Origin of the sequence: Amaricoccus sp. (assembly GCF_047602525.1) — a bacterium.
Classification (GTDB): Bacteria; Pseudomonadota; Alphaproteobacteria; order Rhodobacterales; family Rhodobacteraceae; genus Amaricoccus.
In genome coordinates this window covers 2,005,597-2,024,177 of the sequence record NZ_JASGHB010000001.1, presented here as the reverse complement: position 1 = coordinate 2,024,177, position 18,581 = coordinate 2,005,597, and the positions used below count along the sequence as shown (strand labels likewise).

Genomic DNA, 18,581 nt, shown 5'->3' with positions numbered 1-18,581 from the left:
GGCACCGCACTCCGCCCGCGTCCGCCGCGCGCACCCATGGTTTTCATACTGGCAGAGACCCTATCGGGCAGTCGCAGGGGCCCCGCAAAGGCGGGGATGAAATCAACCCGGCGGGCGCAAGCCCGCTGCCGTTGAAGGGAGGCCGCAAAGGCGGCCGACCGACAAGCGCCGTTCGAGTGGGGGGCGTCTCGCCCCTCCGAGGGCGGCGCTCCCCCGGGAGGGCCGCCTGATGCGCGCCTCCACCCTGCTGCTCGCCTTCTGCATCGCCGGCTTCGTCTTCCTCTACGCCCCGATCATCTCGCTGATCGTCTTCAGCTTCAACGAGAACAAGCTCGCCACGGTCTGGAGCGGCTTCTCGACCCAGTGGTACGTTGCGCTGTTCCAGAACACCCAGATCCTCGGGGCCGCCTGGATCAGCCTGAAGGTCGCTGTCGTCTCCGCCACCCTCGCGACGATCCTCGGCACCCTCGCGGCCTATGTGCTCGTCCGGTTCGGCCGCTTCCGCAGCCGCTCGCTTCTCACCGGCATGTCGGCCGCGCCCCTCGTCATGCCCGACGTCATCACCGGCCTGTCGCTGCTCCTGCTCTTCGTCGCGATGCAGCAGCTCTTCGGCTGGCCGGCCAGCCGTGGCATGACGACGATCATCATCGCCCACACCACCTTCTGCATGGCCTATGTCACCGTCGTGGTGCAGAGCCGGCTCTCCGACATGGACCAGAGCCTCGAGGAGGCGGCGATGGACCTCGGTGCCCGGCCGGTGCGCGTGTTCTTCGACGTCACCGTCCCGGTGATCGCGCCCGCCCTCGTCGCCGGATGGCTGCTCGCCTTCACCCTGTCGCTCGACGACCTGGTGGTTGCGAGCTTCGTCACCGGCCCCGGCGCCTCGACGTTGCCGATGGTGATCTTCTCCAAGGTCCGCCTCGGCGTCAGCCCCGACATCAACGCGCTCGCGACCATCATCATCGCCATCGTCGCGCTTGGCGTGTTCGTCGCGTCTGCCGTCATGCGAAGGAAACCCTCCCGTGCCTGAGCTGAGAGAGGGCGACGGCGCCTTCCGTGCCCGCGGCAATGCCGAGCACTGGACCGAGATGACCTATGGCGGGGCGCTGTCGTTCCTGCGCCGCCGCTATTCCCGCGATCTCGATGGCGTCGATGTCGCGGTGATGGGCTTCCCCTACGATGCCTCCGTCACCTATCGTCCCGGCTGCCGCCTTGGTCCCCGTGCGATCCGCGCCGCCTCGGTGCAGCTTGCCGAGCTGAAGGCGTTCCCCTGGGGTTTCGACCTGCTGGAAAGCCTCGCCATCGTCGACCGCGGCGACGCGCTGCTCGACCCGCATCATCCGGAGACGGTTGCGCCGGCGATCGAGGCGGCGGCCGCCGAAGTGATCGCGTCGGGCGCGCGCCTGCTGTCGCTCGGCGGCGACCACTTCATTGCCTGGCCGCTGCTGCGCGCCCATGCGGCGAAGTACGGCCCCCTTGCGCTCGTCCAGGTCGATGCCCATGGCGATCTCTGGCCGGATGACCCTGGACGGATCGACCACGGCACGATGATGGGCCGGGCGATCCGCGAGGGCATCGTCGATGCCAGCCGCTCCACCCAGGTCGGCATCCGCACCTACCACGACGACGCCATGGGCCTCGAGATCCTCACCGCGCCGTGGATCCATCGCCACGGCATCGCCGCCGCGATCGAAGTGGTGCGCAGCCGGGCCGGGTCCGCCCCGGTCTATCTCTCGTTCGACATCGACGGCCTCGACCCCGCGTTTGCGCCCGGCACCGGCACGCCCGTGCCGGGCGGGCTCGCTTCGTGGCAGGCGCTGGAGCTTGTCCGGGGCCTCGCCGGCCTCTCGCTCGTCGGCATGGATCTGGTCGAGGTCTCGCCCCCGTTCGACCATGCCGAGATCACCGCGCTTGCCGCCGCCCACCTTGCCCACGACTGGCTCTGTGTCCTTGCCGCCGCTGCCGGCGCCGCGGGGCAGGCGGTGGGCCGGCTCTGACCAACCCGAGGATACCCTGCCGTGACGATTTCCCCTGCCGAGTTCGTCGACCGCCTGCCCGATACCTTCCGCGAGTGGCTTGCGGGCCGCCGCATCGAGGAGGTGGAGTGCGTGATCGCCGACATCGCCGGCATCTCGCGCGGCAAGGCCATGCCGTTCGCGAAGTTCATGCGCGAAGACCGGATGTTCCTGCCGACCTCCGTCTTTCACCAGACCATCGCCGGCGACTACGTTGACATGGACATCGCCAACCAGTGGACCGAGTCAGACATGGTGCTGAAGCCGGACTACGAGGCCGCGACCGCGAGCCCGTGGGCCGATGACGTGACGCTGCAGGTGATCCACAGCCCGGAGGACCTGTCCGGCCGGCCGATCGAGGTGGCGCCGCGGAACGTACTGAAGCGCGTGGTCCGGCTCTACGAGGCCGAAGGGTGGCAGCCGGTGGTGGCCCCGGAGATGGAGTTCTATCTCATCAAGCCGAACCTCAACCCCAACGAGCCGATCGAGCCGCCAGTCGGCCGGACGGGACGGCAGATGGTGAGCCGGCAGGCGTACTCGATGAGCGCCGTCGACGAATACGGCAAGGTGATCGACGATATCTATGACTTTGCCGAGGCGCAGGGCTTCGAGATCGACACGATCATTCAGGAGGGCGGCGCCGGGCAGGTGGAGATCAACCTGCTGCACGGCGACCCGGTGAAGCTGGCCGACCAGGTGTTCTTCTTCAAGCGGACGATCCGCGAGGCGGCGCTTCGGAACAACTGCTTTGCCACCTTCATGGCCAAGCCGATGCAGGACGAGCCCGGCTCGGCCATGCACATCCACCAGTCGGTCGTCGACGCCGCTACGGGCCGCAACATCTTCTCCGACGAGAACGGTGCGCCGACCGATGCGTTCTATGGATTCCTCGCCGGGCAGCAGGCGCACATCCCGACCGTGGTCTGCATGCTGGCGCCCTACGTGAACAGCTATCGCCGCTATGTCCCGGGCGGTGCCGCGCCGATCAACCTCGAGTGGGGGCCGGACAACCGTACCACCGGCCTGCGCGTGCCGATCGCCGAGCCGCACGCCCGGCGAATCGAGAATCGGGTGGTCGGCATGGACTGCAACCCCTACCTCGCGCTCGCGGCCTCGCTCGCCTGCGGCTATCTCGGGATGAAGGCGAGCCTGCGCCCGCGCGAGGCTGTGGCGGGCGAAGCCTATCACCGGCCCCGTGCGTTGCCCCGCGACCTGCTGGCCGCGCTTGACCTTTTCCAGGGCGACCCGGAGATCGCCGACGTGCTCGGCGTCGAATTCTGCAACCTCTACAAGGCGATCAAGCGCGACGAGGTCGAGACCTTCCTGCGGGTGATCTCGCCCTGGGAGCGGGCGCACCTGCTGCTGAACGTGTGAGGAGGGCGAGTCGCCCGGAGAAGCTCCGCGAAGTGCGGTGCGGGCGCGGAACCGGGGGACTTCGCGCGTGAACTCGTCTGGCCGCTGGAATGGCGAAGGGGGAGCGCCGGCCTCGAGGAGCCCGTGAACGGGCTCCCGCTCGTCCGGCGCTACGCGACAGGCCGCTGTTGCGGCCCGTCACTCGGGAGCCGCGCCGTTGCGCGGCGAGTCTTCGTTCTCCCGGCTTTTGCGGGGCCCCTTGCGTCCTGCCCGATAGGGTTTCTGCCTGTATGAATACCTTGAATCCGTAGGGCTCGGGCGGGGCTGGCGGCTCGTCGGAGCAATCTTGATGCACGCATTGATTTAGCTGTTGACACAGCGCTCGCCTCAAAGTATACGTCAGGCAAGCTGGAAGAAGTGGGTCGGCAGGCGCGGCAACGTGGCCTGCCTTTTCCTTTTCCTACCCGGGCGGAGCAGCCAGGGCACTCTCACTCTACATGACGACCGCAGCCTCAGACCGGGGACCGTCTGCCAGCATGCTGGAGACGTCCCTCGAGTTGTACCGTGATCTGTCCGTGGCGTTGCGCGGGTTGATTACCAGACTGAAAGCGGACGCCGGCATGACCGCCGGCGACGCGAAGGAAGCCGGCAAGGAGGTGGAGTCCGCTCTCGCCTCTCACCGGAAAGCCCTTCAGACGGTTCTTGATCTCGAGGCGAGTTTTGGAAAGCGAAAGCAGGCGTGGGCCGACGGGGCGAGCGAGCTCGACCTCGGCGCCGCACGCACAGAGATCGCTGAGAGACTTGCTGTCTGGCTTGCCGAAAGGTGAGCTGGAGGCGTTTCTCGACGGCTTGAGTCCGAATGCCCTCCTCTCGTTGCCCTGGCTCTTCGAGCACTGGGCGCTCGAGGGGCACCAACTGCCTCCCGAGGGAGACTGGACGACCTGGGTCATCCTGGGCGGCCGGGGGGCAGGCAAGACCCGCGCGGGTTCGGAATGGATCCGCGCGATGGTCGAAGGGGGCAAGCCGGGCGACCCGGGGCGAATGTCCCGGGTCGCCCTTATTGGCGACACGATCGACGACGCACGCGAGGTGATGGTCTTCGGGCCATCAGGCATCCTCGCGTGCTTGCCGCCTGACCGGCGGCCGGAATGGCAGGCGAGCCGCAAGCGGCTCGTCTGGCCGAACGGGGCAGTGGCGCAGGTGTTTTCCGCGTCGAACCCCGAGAGCCTGCGCGGGCCGCAGTTCGACTGCGCCTGGTGCGACGAGGTGGGCAAGTGGAAGAAGCCGGATGATGCCTGGGACATGCTGCAGCTCGGCCTGCGGCTCGGCGAGCGGCCGCAGGCCCTCGTGACCACTACGCCTCGGACGACGCCGTTCCTGCAATCGCTGGTCGCGGCGCGGGGCACGGTGCTGACGCGGGCCTCGACCTCGGCCAACCGGATGCACCTGGCCAAGGGGTTTCTCGAGACGGTGCTCGGGCGGTATGCCGGCAGCCGCCTCGCGCGTCAGGAACTCGACGGCGAATTCGTGCATGACATCGACGGGGCGCTGTGGACCTGGGCCACCATCGAGGCGGCGCGCGCGCCGTTCGAGGGCGAGCCCGATCAGGTGGTGGTGGCCGTCGACCCTTCGGTGACGAAGGGCGGCGACACCTGCGGCATCGTCGTCGTGGGTGTGCGCCGGCAGGGAACGCCGCACCACTGGACCGCGGAGGTGATCGCCGACCACAGCCTGCCGGCGTCGCCGCAGGACTGGGTGGATCGCGCCATCGCGGTCTATCACGAGTACGGCGCCGACCGGATGGTCGCCGAGGTGAACCAGGGCGGCGAGATGGTGACGACGATGGTGCGGGGAACCGATCCTTCGGTTCGGGTCGCGCCGGTGCGGGCGACGCGCGGCAAGGCGGTCCGGGCCGAGCCCGTGGCGCTGCTCTATGAGCAGGGACGGGTCCGGCATCGGCACGTGTTCCGCGAACTCGAGGACCAGATGACGGCCATGACGGTGAAGGGCTTCCTCGGGAAGGGCAGTCCGGATCGGGTGGACGCCCTGGTCTGGGCGCTGACCGAACTCATCATCGAGCCGGCTCGGGCGAACGCGGCGCCGGGGATCCGGGCGCTCTGACAGACTGTCTTGCGCGCTCGGACGCGTCGCTCTCGCGAGCTTGAACAGCCTCCGAGCGCGACCCTTCACAGGTATCAGGAGCCAAGCCAATGGTGTTGCGACTATTCCGGTCCGCGCAGGCGGAGCCGCCGGAGCGGAAGGCTTCGGCCGCCGCCGCGGTGACTTCGCCGGTCGTGGCATTTCAGGGCGCCGGGCGGGCGACCTGGTCGTCGCGCGACGTGGGAACGCTGACCCGGGTCGGCTTTCTGGGCAATCCCGTGGCGTTTCGTTGCGTCAAGGTGATCGCCGAGGCGGCCGCGGCGGTGCCGGTGGTGGTGCAGGACGCCGACCGGCGGTTCGACATCCATCCGGTGATCGACCTGCTCGCTGCGCCCAACCCCGGGCAGGGCGGCGCGGCGCTGATGGAAGGCCTCTACGGCAACCTGCTGCTCTCGGGGGACGGCTATCTCGAGGCAGCGGGGATCGTCGAGTCCGGCGGGCCGAGGGAGCTCTACGTGCTGCGCTCGGACCGGATGAAGGTGGTGCCGGGCTCCGACGGCTGGCCGGTGGCCTACGAGTACAGCGCCGGCGGGCGTCGGCACGTCTTCGACATGCGGGCCGAGCGGGTGCCGGTGCTGCACGTCAAGTCGTTCCATCCGCAGGATGACCACTACGGGCTGACGCCGATGGCCGCGGCCGGCTCGGCGATCGACGTCCACAACTCGGCGAGCGCCTGGTCCAAGGCGCTTCTCGACAACGCGGCACGGCCGTCCGGCGCCATCGTCTACCGCGGCGTGGACGGGCAGGGGTCGCTCGCGAGCGACCAGTACGCGCGGCTGGTCGAGGAACTGGAGACGCACCATCAGGGTGCGCGCAACGCCGGGCGGCCGATGCTGCTCGAGGGCGGGCTCGACTGGAAGCCGATGGGGTTCAGCCCGAGCGACATGGAGTTCCAGAAGACCAAGGAGGCGGCGGCGCGCGACGTGGCGCTGGCCTTCGGCGTGCCGCCGATGCTGCTCGGGCTGCCGGGTGACAACACCTATGCAAACTACTCCGAGGCGCACCGGGCGTTCTATCGCCTGACGGTGCTGCCGCTGGTTGCGAAGACGCTGGCGGCGCTGTCCTGCTGGTTGCCCGCCTTCTACGGCACGGCATTCCAGCTGAAGGTCGACTTCGACAACGTGCCGGCGCTCGCGGAAGAGCGCGAAGCGTTGTGGCGGCGGATCAGCGATGCGGACTTCCTGAGCGACGCCGAGAAGCGGCAGTTGCTCGGGTTGCCGAAATTTCAGGGGGAGTGATGGGTGGCAGCGGTTCGCGGCGGCGGCTCGCGCTTCCTCTATGAGCCATTCGATGTGAATTCGGCGCGCATCGAGGTGCATGAGCGCATCCAGGAAGAGCGCTGGGGGCAACTCGAGCGGCGGCTCCTGCAGATCGAGGTTTCGCTCGACCGGCTGGAGAAGCGGATCTGGCTCGCGGTCTATGGCGCCGCGTCGCTGATCCTCGCCGACATCGCCTACGGGTTGCTGTCGATGTCCGCGTCCTGAGGGAAGGTTTCAAGGGATGAGCTATCGGAGTGGCGGGCCATGCCCGCTCGAGACGAAGTTCTGCAGCTTCGACGGCGCTCTGGCGCTGACGGAGGGCGCGGAGATCGCCGGTTATGCGAGCCTGTTCGGCGCGGCTGACCAAGGCGGTGATGTGGTGCAGGCGGGTGCCTATGCGGCGTCGCTGAAGCGGCTCGCGACGGCGCGGTCGGGCGTGAAGATGCTCTGGCAGCATGACCCGACGAAACCGATCGGGGTGTGGGACGAGGTGCGCGAGGACGGACGCGGCCTGTACGTGAAGGGGCGGCTGCTCCTCGACGTGCAGGCCGGGCGCGAGGCGCATGTGCTGCTCGATGCGGGGGCGATCGACGGGTTGTCGATCGGCTACCGCACGGTGCGGTCGGAAAAGGCGGCCGGGGGGCGGCGGCTGCTGCACGAGATCGAGCTCTGGGAGGTGTCGCTCGTCACCTTCCCGATGCTCCCCGAGGCGCGGGTAGGGGCCGAACCATTCGACCTCGATCCCGACCTGGCGCGGACCCTGGCGGAGAGCTTCCGCGAGGCGAGGCAGATGCTGGCGTGAAACGCCATCTAGAAGCTCAAGGAAAGTCATCGATGCAGAAAGCTGACGCGAAGCCGGAGGCGAACGCCATCGCCGGTCACGGCGCCCTCGAGGTCAAGGCGGCCATTGCCAGTTTCCTTGGCGATTTCAACGCCTTTCAGTCCGAAATGAAAGCGAAGTTCAAGGAACAGGAAACCCGTCTGGCCATGCTCGACCGCAAATCCATTGCCATGTCCCGCCCGCCGCTCGCCCGCGCCTCCGAGGATGCGCCGCACAAGAAGGCGTTTGCTGCCTATCTCCGCTCCGGTGACGAAGGTGCGCTGCGCGGCCTGACCGTCGAGGAGAAGGCGATGTCGACCGCCGTCGCGGCGGACGGCGGATATCTCGTCGATCCGCAGACGGCGGCCGAGATCGTCGGCGTGCTGCGCTCGTCGGCCTCGATCCGCACCATTGCGAACGTGGTGACGGTCGAGGCCAGCGCCTTCGATGTGCTGGTCGACCACACCGACATCGGTTCGGGCTGGGCGACGGAGACCACCTCCGCCGCCGAGACCGGCACGCCGCAGGTCGATCGCATCTCGATCCCGCTGCACGAGCTCTCGGCGCTGCCGAAGGCCAGCCAGCGGCTGCTCGACGACTCGGCGTTCGACGTCGAGGGCTGGCTGGCGCAGCGCATCGCCGACAAGTTCAGCCGCGCCGAGGCCGAGGCCTTCGTCAAGGGTGACGGCGTCGACAAGCCGACGGGCTTCCTGAACTATCCCAAGATCGACAACGATCTCTTCGCCTGGGGCTCGCTCGGCTACGTGCCGACCGGCGCGGCTGGCGATTTCAACGCGACCGAGCCGGCCGATGCGGTCGTCGACCTGGTCTATGCGCTGGGTGCGCGCTATCGGGCGAACGCGAGCTTCGTGATGAACTCGAAGACCGCCGGCGCCGTTCGGAAGATGAAGGATGCCGACGGGCGCTTCCTGTGGTCCGACGGCCTCGCCGCCGGCGAGCCGGCGCGGCTCATGGGCTATCCGGTGCTGATCGCCGAGGACATGCCGGACATCGCGGCGGACGCCTTTGCCATCGCCTTCGGCGACTTCCGCGCCGGCTACACCGTGGCGGAGCGTCCGGACCTGCGCATCCTGCGCGATCCGTTCTCGGCGAAGCCGCACGTGCTGTTCTACGCGACCAAGCGGATCGGCGGCGACGTGTCCGACTTCGCGGCGATCAAGCTCCTCAAGTTCGCGACGGCCTGAGGCCGGCGACAGGGATCCGGCTCCGGGCGACCGGGGCCGGTGGGCACACCCCCGTACCTTTCCAGTTTGCTGCTCCTCCCTCCGCTCGGGCGGTGCGGGGGTGTGTTTCTCGAGTTTTCGTCGGGCGTCGAGGCAGCCGCGCGTCCGACCCCCGGTTCCGCCGCAGGGCGAACAGCAGGAGTGAGCGATGATCTTGACCGAAGTCGCTGCCGTGCCGGCGGCGACGCTGCCGGTGCGGGCGTTTGCCGAGCACTTGCGGCTCGGAACCGGCTTTGCCGACGACGGCTCGCAGGATGCGGTGCTCGAGCTCTACCTTCGCGCGGCTCTTGCGGCGATCGAGGCGCGGCTGGCGCGCGTCCTGCTGGCGCGCAGCTTCGTCTGGACGGTGGAACGCTGGCGCGAGGACTCGAGCCAGGCGCTGCCGGTGGCGCCCGTCCGGTCGATCGAGAGCGTCGCGCTCACCGACGCCGACGGCACGGAGACGGCTGTCGATCCGGTGGCGTGGTCGGTGTTGCGCGACACGCAGCGGCCCCGGCTGGTCGGGCGGTTCGGCCGCAGCCTGCCGCGCATCCCGCGCGGTGGCACCGCGACGGTGCGGCTGGTCGCGGGCTTTGGCGCGACCTGGGACGAAGTTCCCGCGGACCTGAGGCAGGCCGCCTTCCTGCTGGCGGCGCACTACTACGCGAACCGGGCCGAGGCTACCGCGCAGGGCGGGTCGATGCCGTTCGGTGTGCTGGTGCTGATCGAGGCCTATCGCGCAACGCGGATCGGGGGCGCATCTTGAGCGTCGTGGCGCTGTCGCGGCAGCTGGTGCTGGAGGAGCGCATCACCGCGCCGGACGGCGCCGGGGGCTACGCCGTCGAGTGGCGGGCGCTCGGGTCGATCTGGGCGGACGTGCGGCCGCGCTCGGCCAGCGAGACCTTCGTCGGCGAACAGCCGCGCGCCCGGGTGATCTACCAGATCGTCGTGCGCTCGGCGCCGGTCGGGGCGCCGTCGCGGCCGCGGCCGGACCAGCGGTTTCGCGAGGGTCTTCGGGCCTTCGAGATCCTGACCGTCGCGGATCGGGACGAGCGCTTCCTGGAGATCCTGGCCGCGGAAGGGCTTGCGCAATGAGCTACCTGTTCGGGGCGGGCCTGCAGGCCCGTGTCTATGAGCGGCTGGCCGCGGATGCCGCGTTGTCGAGTCTGGTCGGGAGCGCAATCCACGATGGTCCTCTGAAGCCGGGCCCCGAGGGCGCGGCGCGGGACTACGTGACGCTCGGCGAGGAGAGCGTCCGAGCGAATGACACCAACACCAGCGTGGGCGCGATTCACGACTTCACGGTGACGGTGCACTCGGCGCGGGACGGCTTCGACACCGCAAAGCGGATTGCGGCGGCCGTCTGCGCCGCTCTCGTCGACGCGCCGCTGACGATCGAGGCCGGCCGGCTCGTGGCCCTGCGCTTCCTGCGCGCGGGCGCGGAACGTGGCCCGGGGCCCGAGAAGAGAAAGATTTCGATGCGCTTCCGCGCCGTCGTGGATGCGGCGGACTGATTTCGGAGAGGACGAGACGATGGCAGCCCAGAGAGGCAAGGATCTGCTCCTGAAGCTCGATATGGGGAGCGGAGCGTTCGAGACCGTTGCGGGCCTTCGGGCCACGCGGCTCACCTTCAACGCGGATACCGTGGATGTTACGAACCTCGGAAGCGAGGGGCAGTGGCGCGAGCTTCTTGCCGGCGCCGGCGTGCGGAGTGCAGCGATCAGCGGGTCGGGCGTCTTTCGTGACGGGGCGACCGACGAGCGGGCGCGGGCGCTGTTCTTCGCCGGCGAGACGCCGCGGGCACAGGTGATCGTGCCGGACTTCGGCGTAGTCGAGGGGCCGTTCCAGATCACCTCGCTCGAGTACTCCGGCCAGCACGATGGGGAGGCGGTCTACGAGATTGCCTTGTCGTCGGCCGGTGCGCTGAGCTTCTCGGCGATCTGATGGGCAATCCCTGGCGCGGAGAGGTCGTGATCGTCGTCGATGGCAAGGCGCGGGTGATGCGCCTGACGCTGGCGGCGCTTGCGGGGCTCGAGGCGCGGCTGGGGACGGAGTCGCTGGTCGCGTTGATCGAGCGCTTCGAGACCGGCGCGTTTCGGGTGGGCGATCTGATCTCGCTGCTCTGCGCCGGGCTGAACGGCGGCGGTTGGCGGATCGCGGAGCGGGACCTGGCCGGCGCCGACATCGAGGGCGGTCCGCTGGCTGCGGCGCAGGCTGCGGCTCGGTTGCTGAAGCTGACCTTCTCGCTGCCGGGCGACGCGACATGAGGCGGATCGCCTGGGCTGGGCTGATGCGTTTCGGCCTCCTCCGCCTCGGGCTGACGCCCGAGGTGTTCTGGGACCTGACGCCGGCGGAGCTGATGCTGCTTGCCGGCGAGGATGAGGGGCCGCGGTCGATGACGCGTGCGACGTTCGCGGACTTGGCGGCACGGTTCCCCGACGAGGGACGAAACTAAGGAGGGAGCGCGCGATGGCGGAATTCGACGACGACCTGACGCAGATCGAGGGACAGTTTCTCGGGCTGCAGAGCGCGCTGTCCGGGCTGGGTGGCGTAACGGGCGCTTTCCAGCGCGAGCTTGACGGCGTGCAGGGCAGCATGAAGTCGGCCGGTCGCGAGGCGACCGGGATGTCGACGTCGGTGACGACCTCGATCCGCAAGGCCTTTGAGGGCGTAATGTTCGATGGCGAACGCCTGTCGGACGCGCTTGCAAGTGTGGGCAGGAGCCTGTCGTCCTCGGTGCTGACCTCGGCGCTCCAGCCGATACAGAGCGCGATGAATTCGGCGGTCGGTGGCGGGATTTCTTCGCTCCTGAGCGGGTTCCTTCCATTTGCCAAGGGCGCGGCGTTTTCGGGCGGGCGCGTGGCGGCTTTTGCCCGCGGCGGCGTTGTGGACGGGCCGACGCACTTTCCGACACGCGGCGGACTTGGGCTGATGGGTGAGGCGGGGCCGGAAGCGATCATGCCGCTGGCACGCGGTGCGGACGGGAAGCTGGGCGTGCGCGGCGCCGGGGGTTCCGGCGGCGCGGTTCACGTCACGATGAACATCTCGACGCCCGACGCCGCGGGCTTTCAGCGGTCGCAGACGCAGATCGCGGCGGAGATGAGCCGCGCGATCCAGCGCGGTCGGCGCAACCTCTGAGCGGAGGCGGACATGAGCTTTCATGAGGTTCGGTTTCCGGCGGCGCTGTCGGTCGGTTCGAGCGGTGGGCCGGAGCGGCGGACGGAGATCGTTGCCCTGAACAACGGGTTCGAGGAACGGAATTCGCCCTGGGCGCATTCGCGTCGGCGCTACGATGCCGGTCTTGGAGTGCGCTCTCTGGACGACCTGGCGGAGGTGATTGCGTTCTTCGAGGCGCGGCACGGGCAGCTGCACGGGTTTCGTTGGAAGGACTGGACGGACTTCAAGTCGTGCCTTCCTTCGGCCCCCGTCGGGGCTTTCGACCAGGTGCTCGGAAGCGGGGATGGCACCGCGCGGAGCTTCGGGTTGCGGAAGGCCTATGCCTCGGGCGAACAGTCCTACGTCCGCCCGATCGCCAAGCCGGTCGCCGGCAGCGTGCGGATCGCGATTGGTGGTGTCGAGCTGGCCGAGGGCGAGGGGTATCTCGTCGACGCGACCTCGGGCGCGGTGACGCTCACGGTTGCGCCGAAGGCGGGGGTTGTCGTGACCGCGGGCTACGAGTTCGACGTCCCGGTTCGCTTCGACACCGACCGGATTACGACGAGTCTGGCCGGTTTTGCCGCGGGCGACGTCCCCTCTGTCCCGGTCGTGGAGCTTCGGGTCTGATGCGCGAGATCAACTCCGAGCTTCAGGCACGGCTGGATGGCGGGGCGACGCGGATCTGCCGGTGCTGGCGGGTGGATCGTCGTGACGGCACGGCACTCGGCTTCACCGACCATGATGCTGACGTCACCTTTGACGGGCTGACCTTTCGCGCGGGCACAGGGATGAACGCCAGCGCGTTGCAGTCCGCGACCGGGCTCAGCGTCGACAACGCCCAGGCGACGGGTGCGCTGAGCGATGCCGCGATCGGCGAGGCCGACGTGCTTGCCGGGCGTTATGACGGCGCGCGCATTCGGCACTGGCTGGTAGACTGGGAGCGGCCCGACCTTCGGGTGCTCATGTTCGCGGGCACCTTCGGCGAGATCAAACGCCAGGATCATGCCTTCGAGGTGGAATTGCGTGGCTTGGCCGAGCCGCTGAATTCGCCGGTCGGTCGTTCGATCCTGCGGACGTGCGATCGCTCGCTCGGCGATGCACGCTGCGCGTTCGATGCAAGCGCGCCGGGGTTCACGGGCGAAGGGGTGGTCCTTGGCGGCGGAACCTGGGGAGCGCTGCTTGCCACGGGGCTCGAGGCGTTTGCGGACGGCTGGTTCACGCACGGCATCCTGACCTGGATCACGGGCGAGAATGCCGGCGAGCGGCAAGCGGTCAAGCTTGACCGGACGGTGGCGGCGGGTCGCGAGCTCTGGCCGTGGCAGGCGCCCGGACGTGCGGTGGCCGTCGGGGATCGTTTCCGGGTGGTCGCAGGCTGCGACAAAACCGCGACGACGTGTCGGAGCAAGTTCGGCAACTTTCTGAATTTCCGAGGGTTCCCGCACCTTCCCGGCGATGACTGGGTCACTGCCTATCCGACCGACGGAGCAATCAATGACGGATCAAGCCAGCAAAGCTGATGCGATCGTCGCCGAAGCTCGGCAGTGGATCGGGACGCCGTACCGGCATCAAGCCAGTTGCCGCGGTGCGGGAACGGACTGTCTCGGCCTGCTGAGGGGCGTGTGGCGCGAGACGCTCGGGCCGGAACCCGAGCGCGTTCCGAGCTACACCGCCGACTGGTCCGAGCCCGGTCGAAGCGAGGATCTGCTCGACGCCGCGCGGCGCAATCTCGTCGAGGTGGCGCGCGCGGAGATGCGACCGGGCGATGTCCTGGTGCTGCGCATGCGCGACACTGGCGTGGCAAAGCACGTCGGGATCCTCGCCTCGACTGCCGCCGGAGCGCTGACCATGGTGCATGCGTATTCCGGCTGCGGCGTCGTGGAGTCGACGCTGACTCCGGCCTGGTCGAGGCGGATCGCGGGCGTATTCCGATTTCCTGACAGGAGTGTCTGATGGCGACGCTTGTTCTCGCTGCGGCGGGTTCCGCTCTCGGCGGCGGCGCCGTCGGCGGCTCGGTCGCCGGCCTCGGGGCGATGGCAGTCGGGAAGGCGGCTGGGGCGCTGCTCGGCTCGGCAATAGATCAGCGAATCCTCGGCGGCGGGTCCGCTCCGGTGGAAACCGGACACGTCGACCAGTTCCGGGTGATGGGGTCCAGCGAGGGCACTGCCCTGCCGCGGGTCTTTGGTCGCAATCGCATCGCCGGCCAGATCATCTGGTCGAGCAGGTTTCTCGAGCACGTGAGCACGGAGAGCGTCGGCGGCAAGGGCGGCGGCGCCAGCGTCCGGCAGTACACTTATTCGATCAGCCTTGGCATCGCTCTGTCGGAAGGCGTGCTGTCGCGGATCGGGCGGATCTGGGCGGACGGGCAGCCTGTCGACCAGTCTGGAATGACCATCCGGCTGCACCCGGGCACGGAGGATCAGCAGCCCGATCCGCTGATTGAAGCGATCGAAGGGCAGGGCCTTGCTCCCGCGTACCGGGGGACCGCGTATGTGGTCATCGAGAACCTGGACCTGACTCCCTATGGCAGTCGAATCCCGCAGTTCAATTTCGAGGTTTTCCGCCGGCCGCCGGAAGCGGTCGACGGCGGCGTGCGCTCGCCGGCTCTGGACATTCGTGGCGTCGCTCTCGTGCCCGGCACGGGCGAGTATGCGCTCGCGACCGAGCCGGTGTATCTGCGACGCGGCAAGCCCGATAGCTCTGTCGCCAACGTGCACAACGACATGGGTGTGCCGGACCTGCTGGCGTCGACGGCGCAGTTGACTGCCGAGCTTCCGTCGGTCGAGTCGGTCTCGCTGGTTGCCACCTGGTTCGGCACCGACCTGCGCTGTGATCGCTGTCAGCTTGCACCAGCTGTCGAGCAGGGTGGGGAAGAAGGCGATCCGATGCCCTGGGTCGTGGGTGGGCAAACTCGTGACGAAGCGCGAACTGTCAGTCTCGTCGACGGTCGGCCGATCTTCGGCGGAACGCCATCCGACCAATCGATTTTGCAGGCGATTGCTCATCTGCGCGAGCAGGGGCTGAGCGTGATGTTCTACCCGTTCATCCTGATGGATATCCAGGCAGGGAACGGTTTGCGAGATCCCTGGACAGGTGCGGAAAGCCAAGCCGCCGTGCCGTGGCGCGGCCGGATCACTCTGGCTCGCGCTCCGGGGACTGCTGGAAGCTCTGACAAGACGTCCGCGGCGGCGGCTGAAGTGGAGGCATTCTTCGGCAAGGCGCGGGTCAGTGATTTCCTCCAGCAGGAAGACACGGTGCGCTACAGCGGGCCGGAGGAATGGTCCTATCGCCGATTCATCCTGCACTACGCGCACCTGTGCGCTGTGGCAGGGGGCGTGGAGGCATTCTGCATCGGCAGCGAGATGCGCGGGCTCACGCAGATCCGGCGGTCGGCGAACGCGTATCCGGCGGTCGAGGCCCTTCGCACCCTTGCTGCGGACGTCCGGACGATCCTCGGCGCGGGGACGAAAATCGGATATGCTGCCGACTGGTCGGAATACTTCGGCCATCAGCCGGCCGACGGATCCGGTGATGTGCTGTTCAATCTGGATTTGCTGTGGTCGTCCGATGACGTGGATTTCGTCGGCATCGACAACTACATGCCCCTCTCGGATTGGAGAGACGGTGACACCCACGCAGATGCGAGCGCGGGCGCAATCTACAATCTCGACTACCTTGGAGAGAACGTCGCGGGCGGCGAAGGCTTCGATTGGTACTATGCGGACGCCGATGCCCGCGACGATCAGCTGAGGACGCCCATCGTCGATGGCGCTTACGGCGAAGACTGGGTTTTCCGCTACAAGGACCTGGTGAGCTGGTGGTCCCTGCCGCATCATGATCGGGTTGGCGGCGTCCGGTCTGCGTCGGCAACGACCTGGGTCCCGAAGTCGAAGCCGATCTGGTTCACGGAACTCGGGTGTCCTGCCGTCGATAAGGGTACGAACCAACCCAACGTCTTCCACGACCCCAAGTCCTCGGAAAGCTATTTCCCGTACTACTCGTCGGGAGCACGGGACGACCTCGTTCAGCGCGCCTATCTGCAGGCGACGTTTCGGCATTGGGCCGATGCTGCGCACAATCCTGTTTCGAGCGTCTACTCGGGCCGCATGGTCGACATGTCGCGCGCGCACGTCTGGGCCTGGGATGCGCGCCCTTGGCCAGATTTTCCCGATCGGCTCGAGACGTGGGTAGATGGCGACAACTACACCTGCGGGCATTGGCTCAATGGTCGAGCGAGCGCGTCCAGTCTGCCAGAAGTCGTGGCCGAAATCTGTGCCCGGTCGGGCGTCGACGCGATCGATGTGTCGCGTCTCTACGGGGCGGTGACGGGCTATCTGATCGAGGCAGTCGAAAGCGGTCGCCAGAGCCTGCAGCCGCTCATCGTCGCTCATGGGTTCGACAGCTTTGCGGTTGGCGAGTCGATGACCTTTGCGAGCCGCGGTCGCGAAGTCGCGCGCAGCATCTCTGCCGACACCTGCGTGGCGATTGACGGCCAGCCGGTGGTATCGTTCAGTCGCGCTCCGACGGTCGAGACTGCTGATCGAGTGACGGTCGGTTACGTTCGAGCTGACAATGAGTACCAGACAGGCGCCGCTTCGGCGCTTGCGCCGGAGGCCGGTGAGCCGAGATCCGAGCAGACCTCAATCTCCCTCGTGATGCGGGAGGATGAGGCGGGGGCGCTGGCCGCACGGATCCTGAGCGAAGGACGGGTTGCCCGAGATGGGCTGAGCTGTGCGCTGCCTCCATCCGCACTTGGCCTCACCCTTGGCGATGTGGTCGCTGTACGGAGCGGGGAGGCGGAGCACCGCTTTCGTATTGACAGGATCGAGGACGCGGGTGCTCGATCGCTCAGTGCGACGCGGATCGAGCGTCAGGTCTACGTGGCGCCGCCGCTGCCTGTCACGGCAACCTTCCTTGACCTGCCGTTGCTGCGCGGAGACGAGGACCCGGTCTCGCCCCACCTTGCGGTCTCCCGGTCGCCCTGGGCCGGCCCCGTCGCGGTTTTCTCGGCGAAGAGCGACGCGGGCTATGCGTTTGAGCGGGACGTGCGGCGGCCGGCCACCATCGGCACGCTGCTCGACCCTCTTTCCGCCGGGCAGCCGGGGCTCTGGATGCCGTGCGAAGTGCGCGTCCGTCTGCTTGTCGGGAGCCTGCAGAGCCGAGAGGAGGCCGACGTGCTTGGAGGAGCGAATGCAGCGGCGCTGAGAAACGGCGAGTCGGGCGACTGGGAGGTCCTGCAGTTCCGGACGGCCACGTTGATTTCGCCGCAGGTCTACAAACTCGGCGGGCTGTTGCGCGGGCAGGCTGGAACCGACTGGCTGATCCCCGAGGCATGGCCCGCCGGGACGAGCTTCGTCGCGCTGGACGAGGCGATTGGCCAGCTCGTTGTCCCATCGTCGATGCGCGGCGTGGAGCGCCACTATCGCATCGGGCCCGCGAAGCGGAGCTACGACGATCCGAGCTATGTTCATCTCGTTGAGGCCTTCTCGGGCGTCGGATTGCGTCCCTATGCGCCGACGCATCTGAGCACGCTGCAACTGTCTGGTGTCGGGCTCCGTCTTCGCTGGGTGCGCCGGACGCGGATCGACGGCGATAGCTGGCTCGGGCTCGACGTGCCGCTCGGAGAGGAGCGGGAGCAGTACCTCGTGCGACTTCTCGACGACGAGACGGTCCTTCGAGAGGAGACGGTGGACTCCCCCGAGTTCATCTATTCGTCGGCCGACCAGGCAAGCGACGGGCGTAGAGCAACAGCGTTCTCCGTCGCACAGATTTCGTCCCGCTTCGGGGTGGGACCATTCCAGAGGATGCTCCTGAATGCCTAGCACCGCCCAGCTCTCGCTTCCGCTCGTGATGCCGGCACAGGCGCAGAAGCATGTCACGGTCAATCAAGCCCTCGCAATCCTCGACACGGTTACGCAGCTTCGGGTGAACGGCTCTAACACGAGCACGCCGCCGGACGGGGCGACGGGTGGAGACGCCTACATTGTCCCCGCGGGTGCGACGGGTGCCTGGGTAGACCAAGCGGATTCCGTCGCGGTCTGGAGCAACGGCGGGTGGACGTTCCTGGAGCCGCGGCATGGATGGCGGGCATGGGACGTGGGTTTGTCGGGGTGGCAGCTCTACGATGGAACGGCGTGGGTTCCGAATGCTCTGGCTGTTTCGGCCGGCGGCGCTCGTATTGTCGCCCGCGTGCTGGAGTTCGACCATCAGATCGCGGCGGGCGCAACCAACCTCACAACGGTGCTCATTCCCGCGGGTGCGCAGGTCCTTGGGATTTCCAGCCGCGTGGAGGCAGCGCTTACCGGGACGGCGCTCACCGGGTGGCGCATAGGCGTTGCTGGATCGGACAATCGATATGGGTCGGGACTTGGACTGGCACGTAACGCATACCTCGCAGGGCTCAGCGGATCACCCGTCACGTACTACGCCGCAACGCCTCTGCTCTTGTCCGCCGAAGGAGGCACCTTCTCGTCTGGCACGGTTCGGCTCGCGGTTCATCTTGTCGAGATCTCTCCGCCGCGCGCCGTTTGAGCTGGCAAACGCTCGCCCTTGATTTTTGGCGCATATCGGTCCACCTCAACCGCTGGTCGCGGAGGAG

The 18,581-nt window shown here is 68.0% G+C and carries 21 protein-coding genes; all 21 read left to right on the top strand.

All coding sequences use genetic code 11. The annotated features are described in order from the left end of the window. The first annotated feature begins 229 nt into the window (after nucleotides 1-229). The 21 genes from QM699_RS10510 (at nucleotide 230) to QM699_RS10410 (ending at nucleotide 18,514) form a co-directional block, all read left to right on the top strand. A complete protein-coding gene (locus QM699_RS10510) occupies nucleotides 230-1,030 on the top strand; it encodes an ABC transporter permease subunit (protein WP_415011076.1) in 801 nt (266 codons plus the stop codon). A gap of 1 nt (nucleotide 1,031) precedes the next feature. Further along, nucleotides 1,032-1,997, top strand: coding sequence for an agmatinase (gene speB, locus QM699_RS10505; RefSeq protein WP_415012737.1), 966 nt, complete (start codon nucleotides 1,032-1,034; stop codon nucleotides 1,995-1,997). Between the two features lie 27 nt (nucleotides 1,998-2,024). Next, on the top strand, nucleotides 2,025-3,389 hold the full coding sequence (locus QM699_RS10500; protein ID WP_415012736.1) for a glutamine synthetase family protein: 1,365 nt from the start codon (nucleotides 2,025-2,027) through the stop codon (nucleotides 3,387-3,389). A gap of 515 nt (nucleotides 3,390-3,904) precedes the next feature. After that, nucleotides 3,905-4,195, top strand: coding sequence for a hypothetical protein (locus QM699_RS10495; protein ID WP_415011075.1), 291 nt, complete (start codon nucleotides 3,905-3,907; stop codon nucleotides 4,193-4,195). Beyond that, on the top strand, nucleotides 4,182-5,489 hold the full coding sequence (locus tag QM699_RS10490) for a DNA-packaging protein (protein WP_415011074.1): 1,308 nt from the start codon (nucleotides 4,182-4,184) through the stop codon (nucleotides 5,487-5,489). Before QM699_RS10495 ends, QM699_RS10490 begins: the two co-directional genes overlap by 14 nt. Before the next feature lie 89 nt (nucleotides 5,490-5,578). Further along, nucleotides 5,579-6,766, top strand: coding sequence for a phage portal protein (locus QM699_RS10485; RefSeq protein WP_415011073.1), 1,188 nt, complete (start codon nucleotides 5,579-5,581; stop codon nucleotides 6,764-6,766). A gap of 3 nt (nucleotides 6,767-6,769) precedes the next feature. Next, the gene (locus QM699_RS10480) at nucleotides 6,770-7,012 is read left to right on the top strand and encodes a GTA head formation protein, RCAP_rcc01685 family (RefSeq protein ID WP_415011072.1); all 243 of its coding nucleotides are present in this window, start codon (nucleotides 6,770-6,772) and stop codon (nucleotides 7,010-7,012) included. A 16-nt stretch (nucleotides 7,013-7,028) separates the two neighbouring features. Next, nucleotides 7,029-7,589, top strand: a complete 561-nt coding sequence (locus QM699_RS10475; RefSeq protein ID WP_415011071.1) for an HK97 family phage prohead protease — start codon at nucleotides 7,029-7,031, stop codon at nucleotides 7,587-7,589. A gap of 32 nt (nucleotides 7,590-7,621) precedes the next feature. Then, on the top strand, nucleotides 7,622-8,812 hold the full coding sequence (locus QM699_RS10470; RefSeq protein WP_415011070.1) for a phage major capsid protein: 1,191 nt from the start codon (nucleotides 7,622-7,624) through the stop codon (nucleotides 8,810-8,812). A 187-nt stretch (nucleotides 8,813-8,999) separates the two neighbouring features. Next, nucleotides 9,000-9,596, top strand: coding sequence for a head-tail connector protein (locus QM699_RS10465; protein ID WP_415011069.1), 597 nt, complete (start codon nucleotides 9,000-9,002; stop codon nucleotides 9,594-9,596). Between the two features lie 5 nt (nucleotides 9,597-9,601). Further along, nucleotides 9,602-9,925 carry a head-tail adaptor protein gene (locus QM699_RS10460; RefSeq protein ID WP_415012735.1) on the top strand — a complete coding sequence of 108 codons (324 nt, stop codon included), beginning with the start codon at nucleotides 9,602-9,604 and terminating at the stop codon, nucleotides 9,923-9,925. Continuing rightward, nucleotides 9,922-10,344: a DUF3168 domain-containing protein gene (locus QM699_RS10455; RefSeq protein WP_415011068.1), complete on the top strand. Its 423-nt coding sequence runs from the start codon at nucleotides 9,922-9,924 to the stop codon at nucleotides 10,342-10,344. The genes QM699_RS10460 and QM699_RS10455 overlap by 4 nt, the downstream gene beginning before the upstream one ends. 19 nt (nucleotides 10,345-10,363) lie before the next feature. Next, nucleotides 10,364-10,774: a phage major tail protein, TP901-1 family gene (locus QM699_RS10450; protein ID WP_415011067.1), complete on the top strand. Its 411-nt coding sequence runs from the start codon at nucleotides 10,364-10,366 to the stop codon at nucleotides 10,772-10,774. A gap of 26 nt (nucleotides 10,775-10,800) precedes the next feature. Then, nucleotides 10,801-11,097, top strand: coding sequence for a gene transfer agent family protein (locus QM699_RS10445; RefSeq protein ID WP_415011066.1), 297 nt, complete (start codon nucleotides 10,801-10,803; stop codon nucleotides 11,095-11,097). Beyond that, nucleotides 11,094-11,285, top strand: a complete 192-nt coding sequence (locus QM699_RS10440; RefSeq protein WP_415011065.1) for a phage tail assembly chaperone — start codon at nucleotides 11,094-11,096, stop codon at nucleotides 11,283-11,285. The genes QM699_RS10445 and QM699_RS10440 overlap by 4 nt, the downstream gene beginning before the upstream one ends. A 14-nt stretch (nucleotides 11,286-11,299) precedes the next feature. Then, the gene (locus QM699_RS10435) at nucleotides 11,300-11,968 is read left to right on the top strand and encodes a phage tail tape measure protein (RefSeq protein WP_415011064.1); all 669 of its coding nucleotides are present in this window, start codon (nucleotides 11,300-11,302) and stop codon (nucleotides 11,966-11,968) included. Nucleotides 11,969-11,980: 12 nt separating this feature from the next. Continuing rightward, complete coding sequence (locus QM699_RS10430) at nucleotides 11,981-12,613, top strand: TIGR02217 family protein (protein WP_415011063.1); 633 nt, start codon at nucleotides 11,981-11,983, stop codon at nucleotides 12,611-12,613. Further along, nucleotides 12,613-13,503, top strand: a complete 891-nt coding sequence (locus QM699_RS10425; protein WP_415011062.1) for a DUF2163 domain-containing protein — start codon at nucleotides 12,613-12,615, stop codon at nucleotides 13,501-13,503. The genes QM699_RS10430 and QM699_RS10425 overlap by 1 nt, the downstream gene beginning before the upstream one ends. After that, the gene (locus tag QM699_RS10420) at nucleotides 13,478-13,936 is read left to right on the top strand and encodes an NlpC/P60 family protein (protein ID WP_415011061.1); all 459 of its coding nucleotides are present in this window, start codon (nucleotides 13,478-13,480) and stop codon (nucleotides 13,934-13,936) included. The genes QM699_RS10425 and QM699_RS10420 overlap by 26 nt, the downstream gene beginning before the upstream one ends. Then, nucleotides 13,936-17,805, top strand: coding sequence for a baseplate multidomain protein megatron (locus tag QM699_RS10415; RefSeq protein ID WP_415011060.1), 3,870 nt, complete (start codon nucleotides 13,936-13,938; stop codon nucleotides 17,803-17,805). Before QM699_RS10420 ends, QM699_RS10415 begins: the two co-directional genes overlap by 1 nt. Then, nucleotides 17,798-18,514: a DUF2793 domain-containing protein gene (locus tag QM699_RS10410; protein ID WP_415011059.1), complete on the top strand. Its 717-nt coding sequence runs from the start codon at nucleotides 17,798-17,800 to the stop codon at nucleotides 18,512-18,514. Before QM699_RS10415 ends, QM699_RS10410 begins: the two co-directional genes overlap by 8 nt. Nucleotides 18,515-18,581 lie beyond the last annotated feature (67 nt).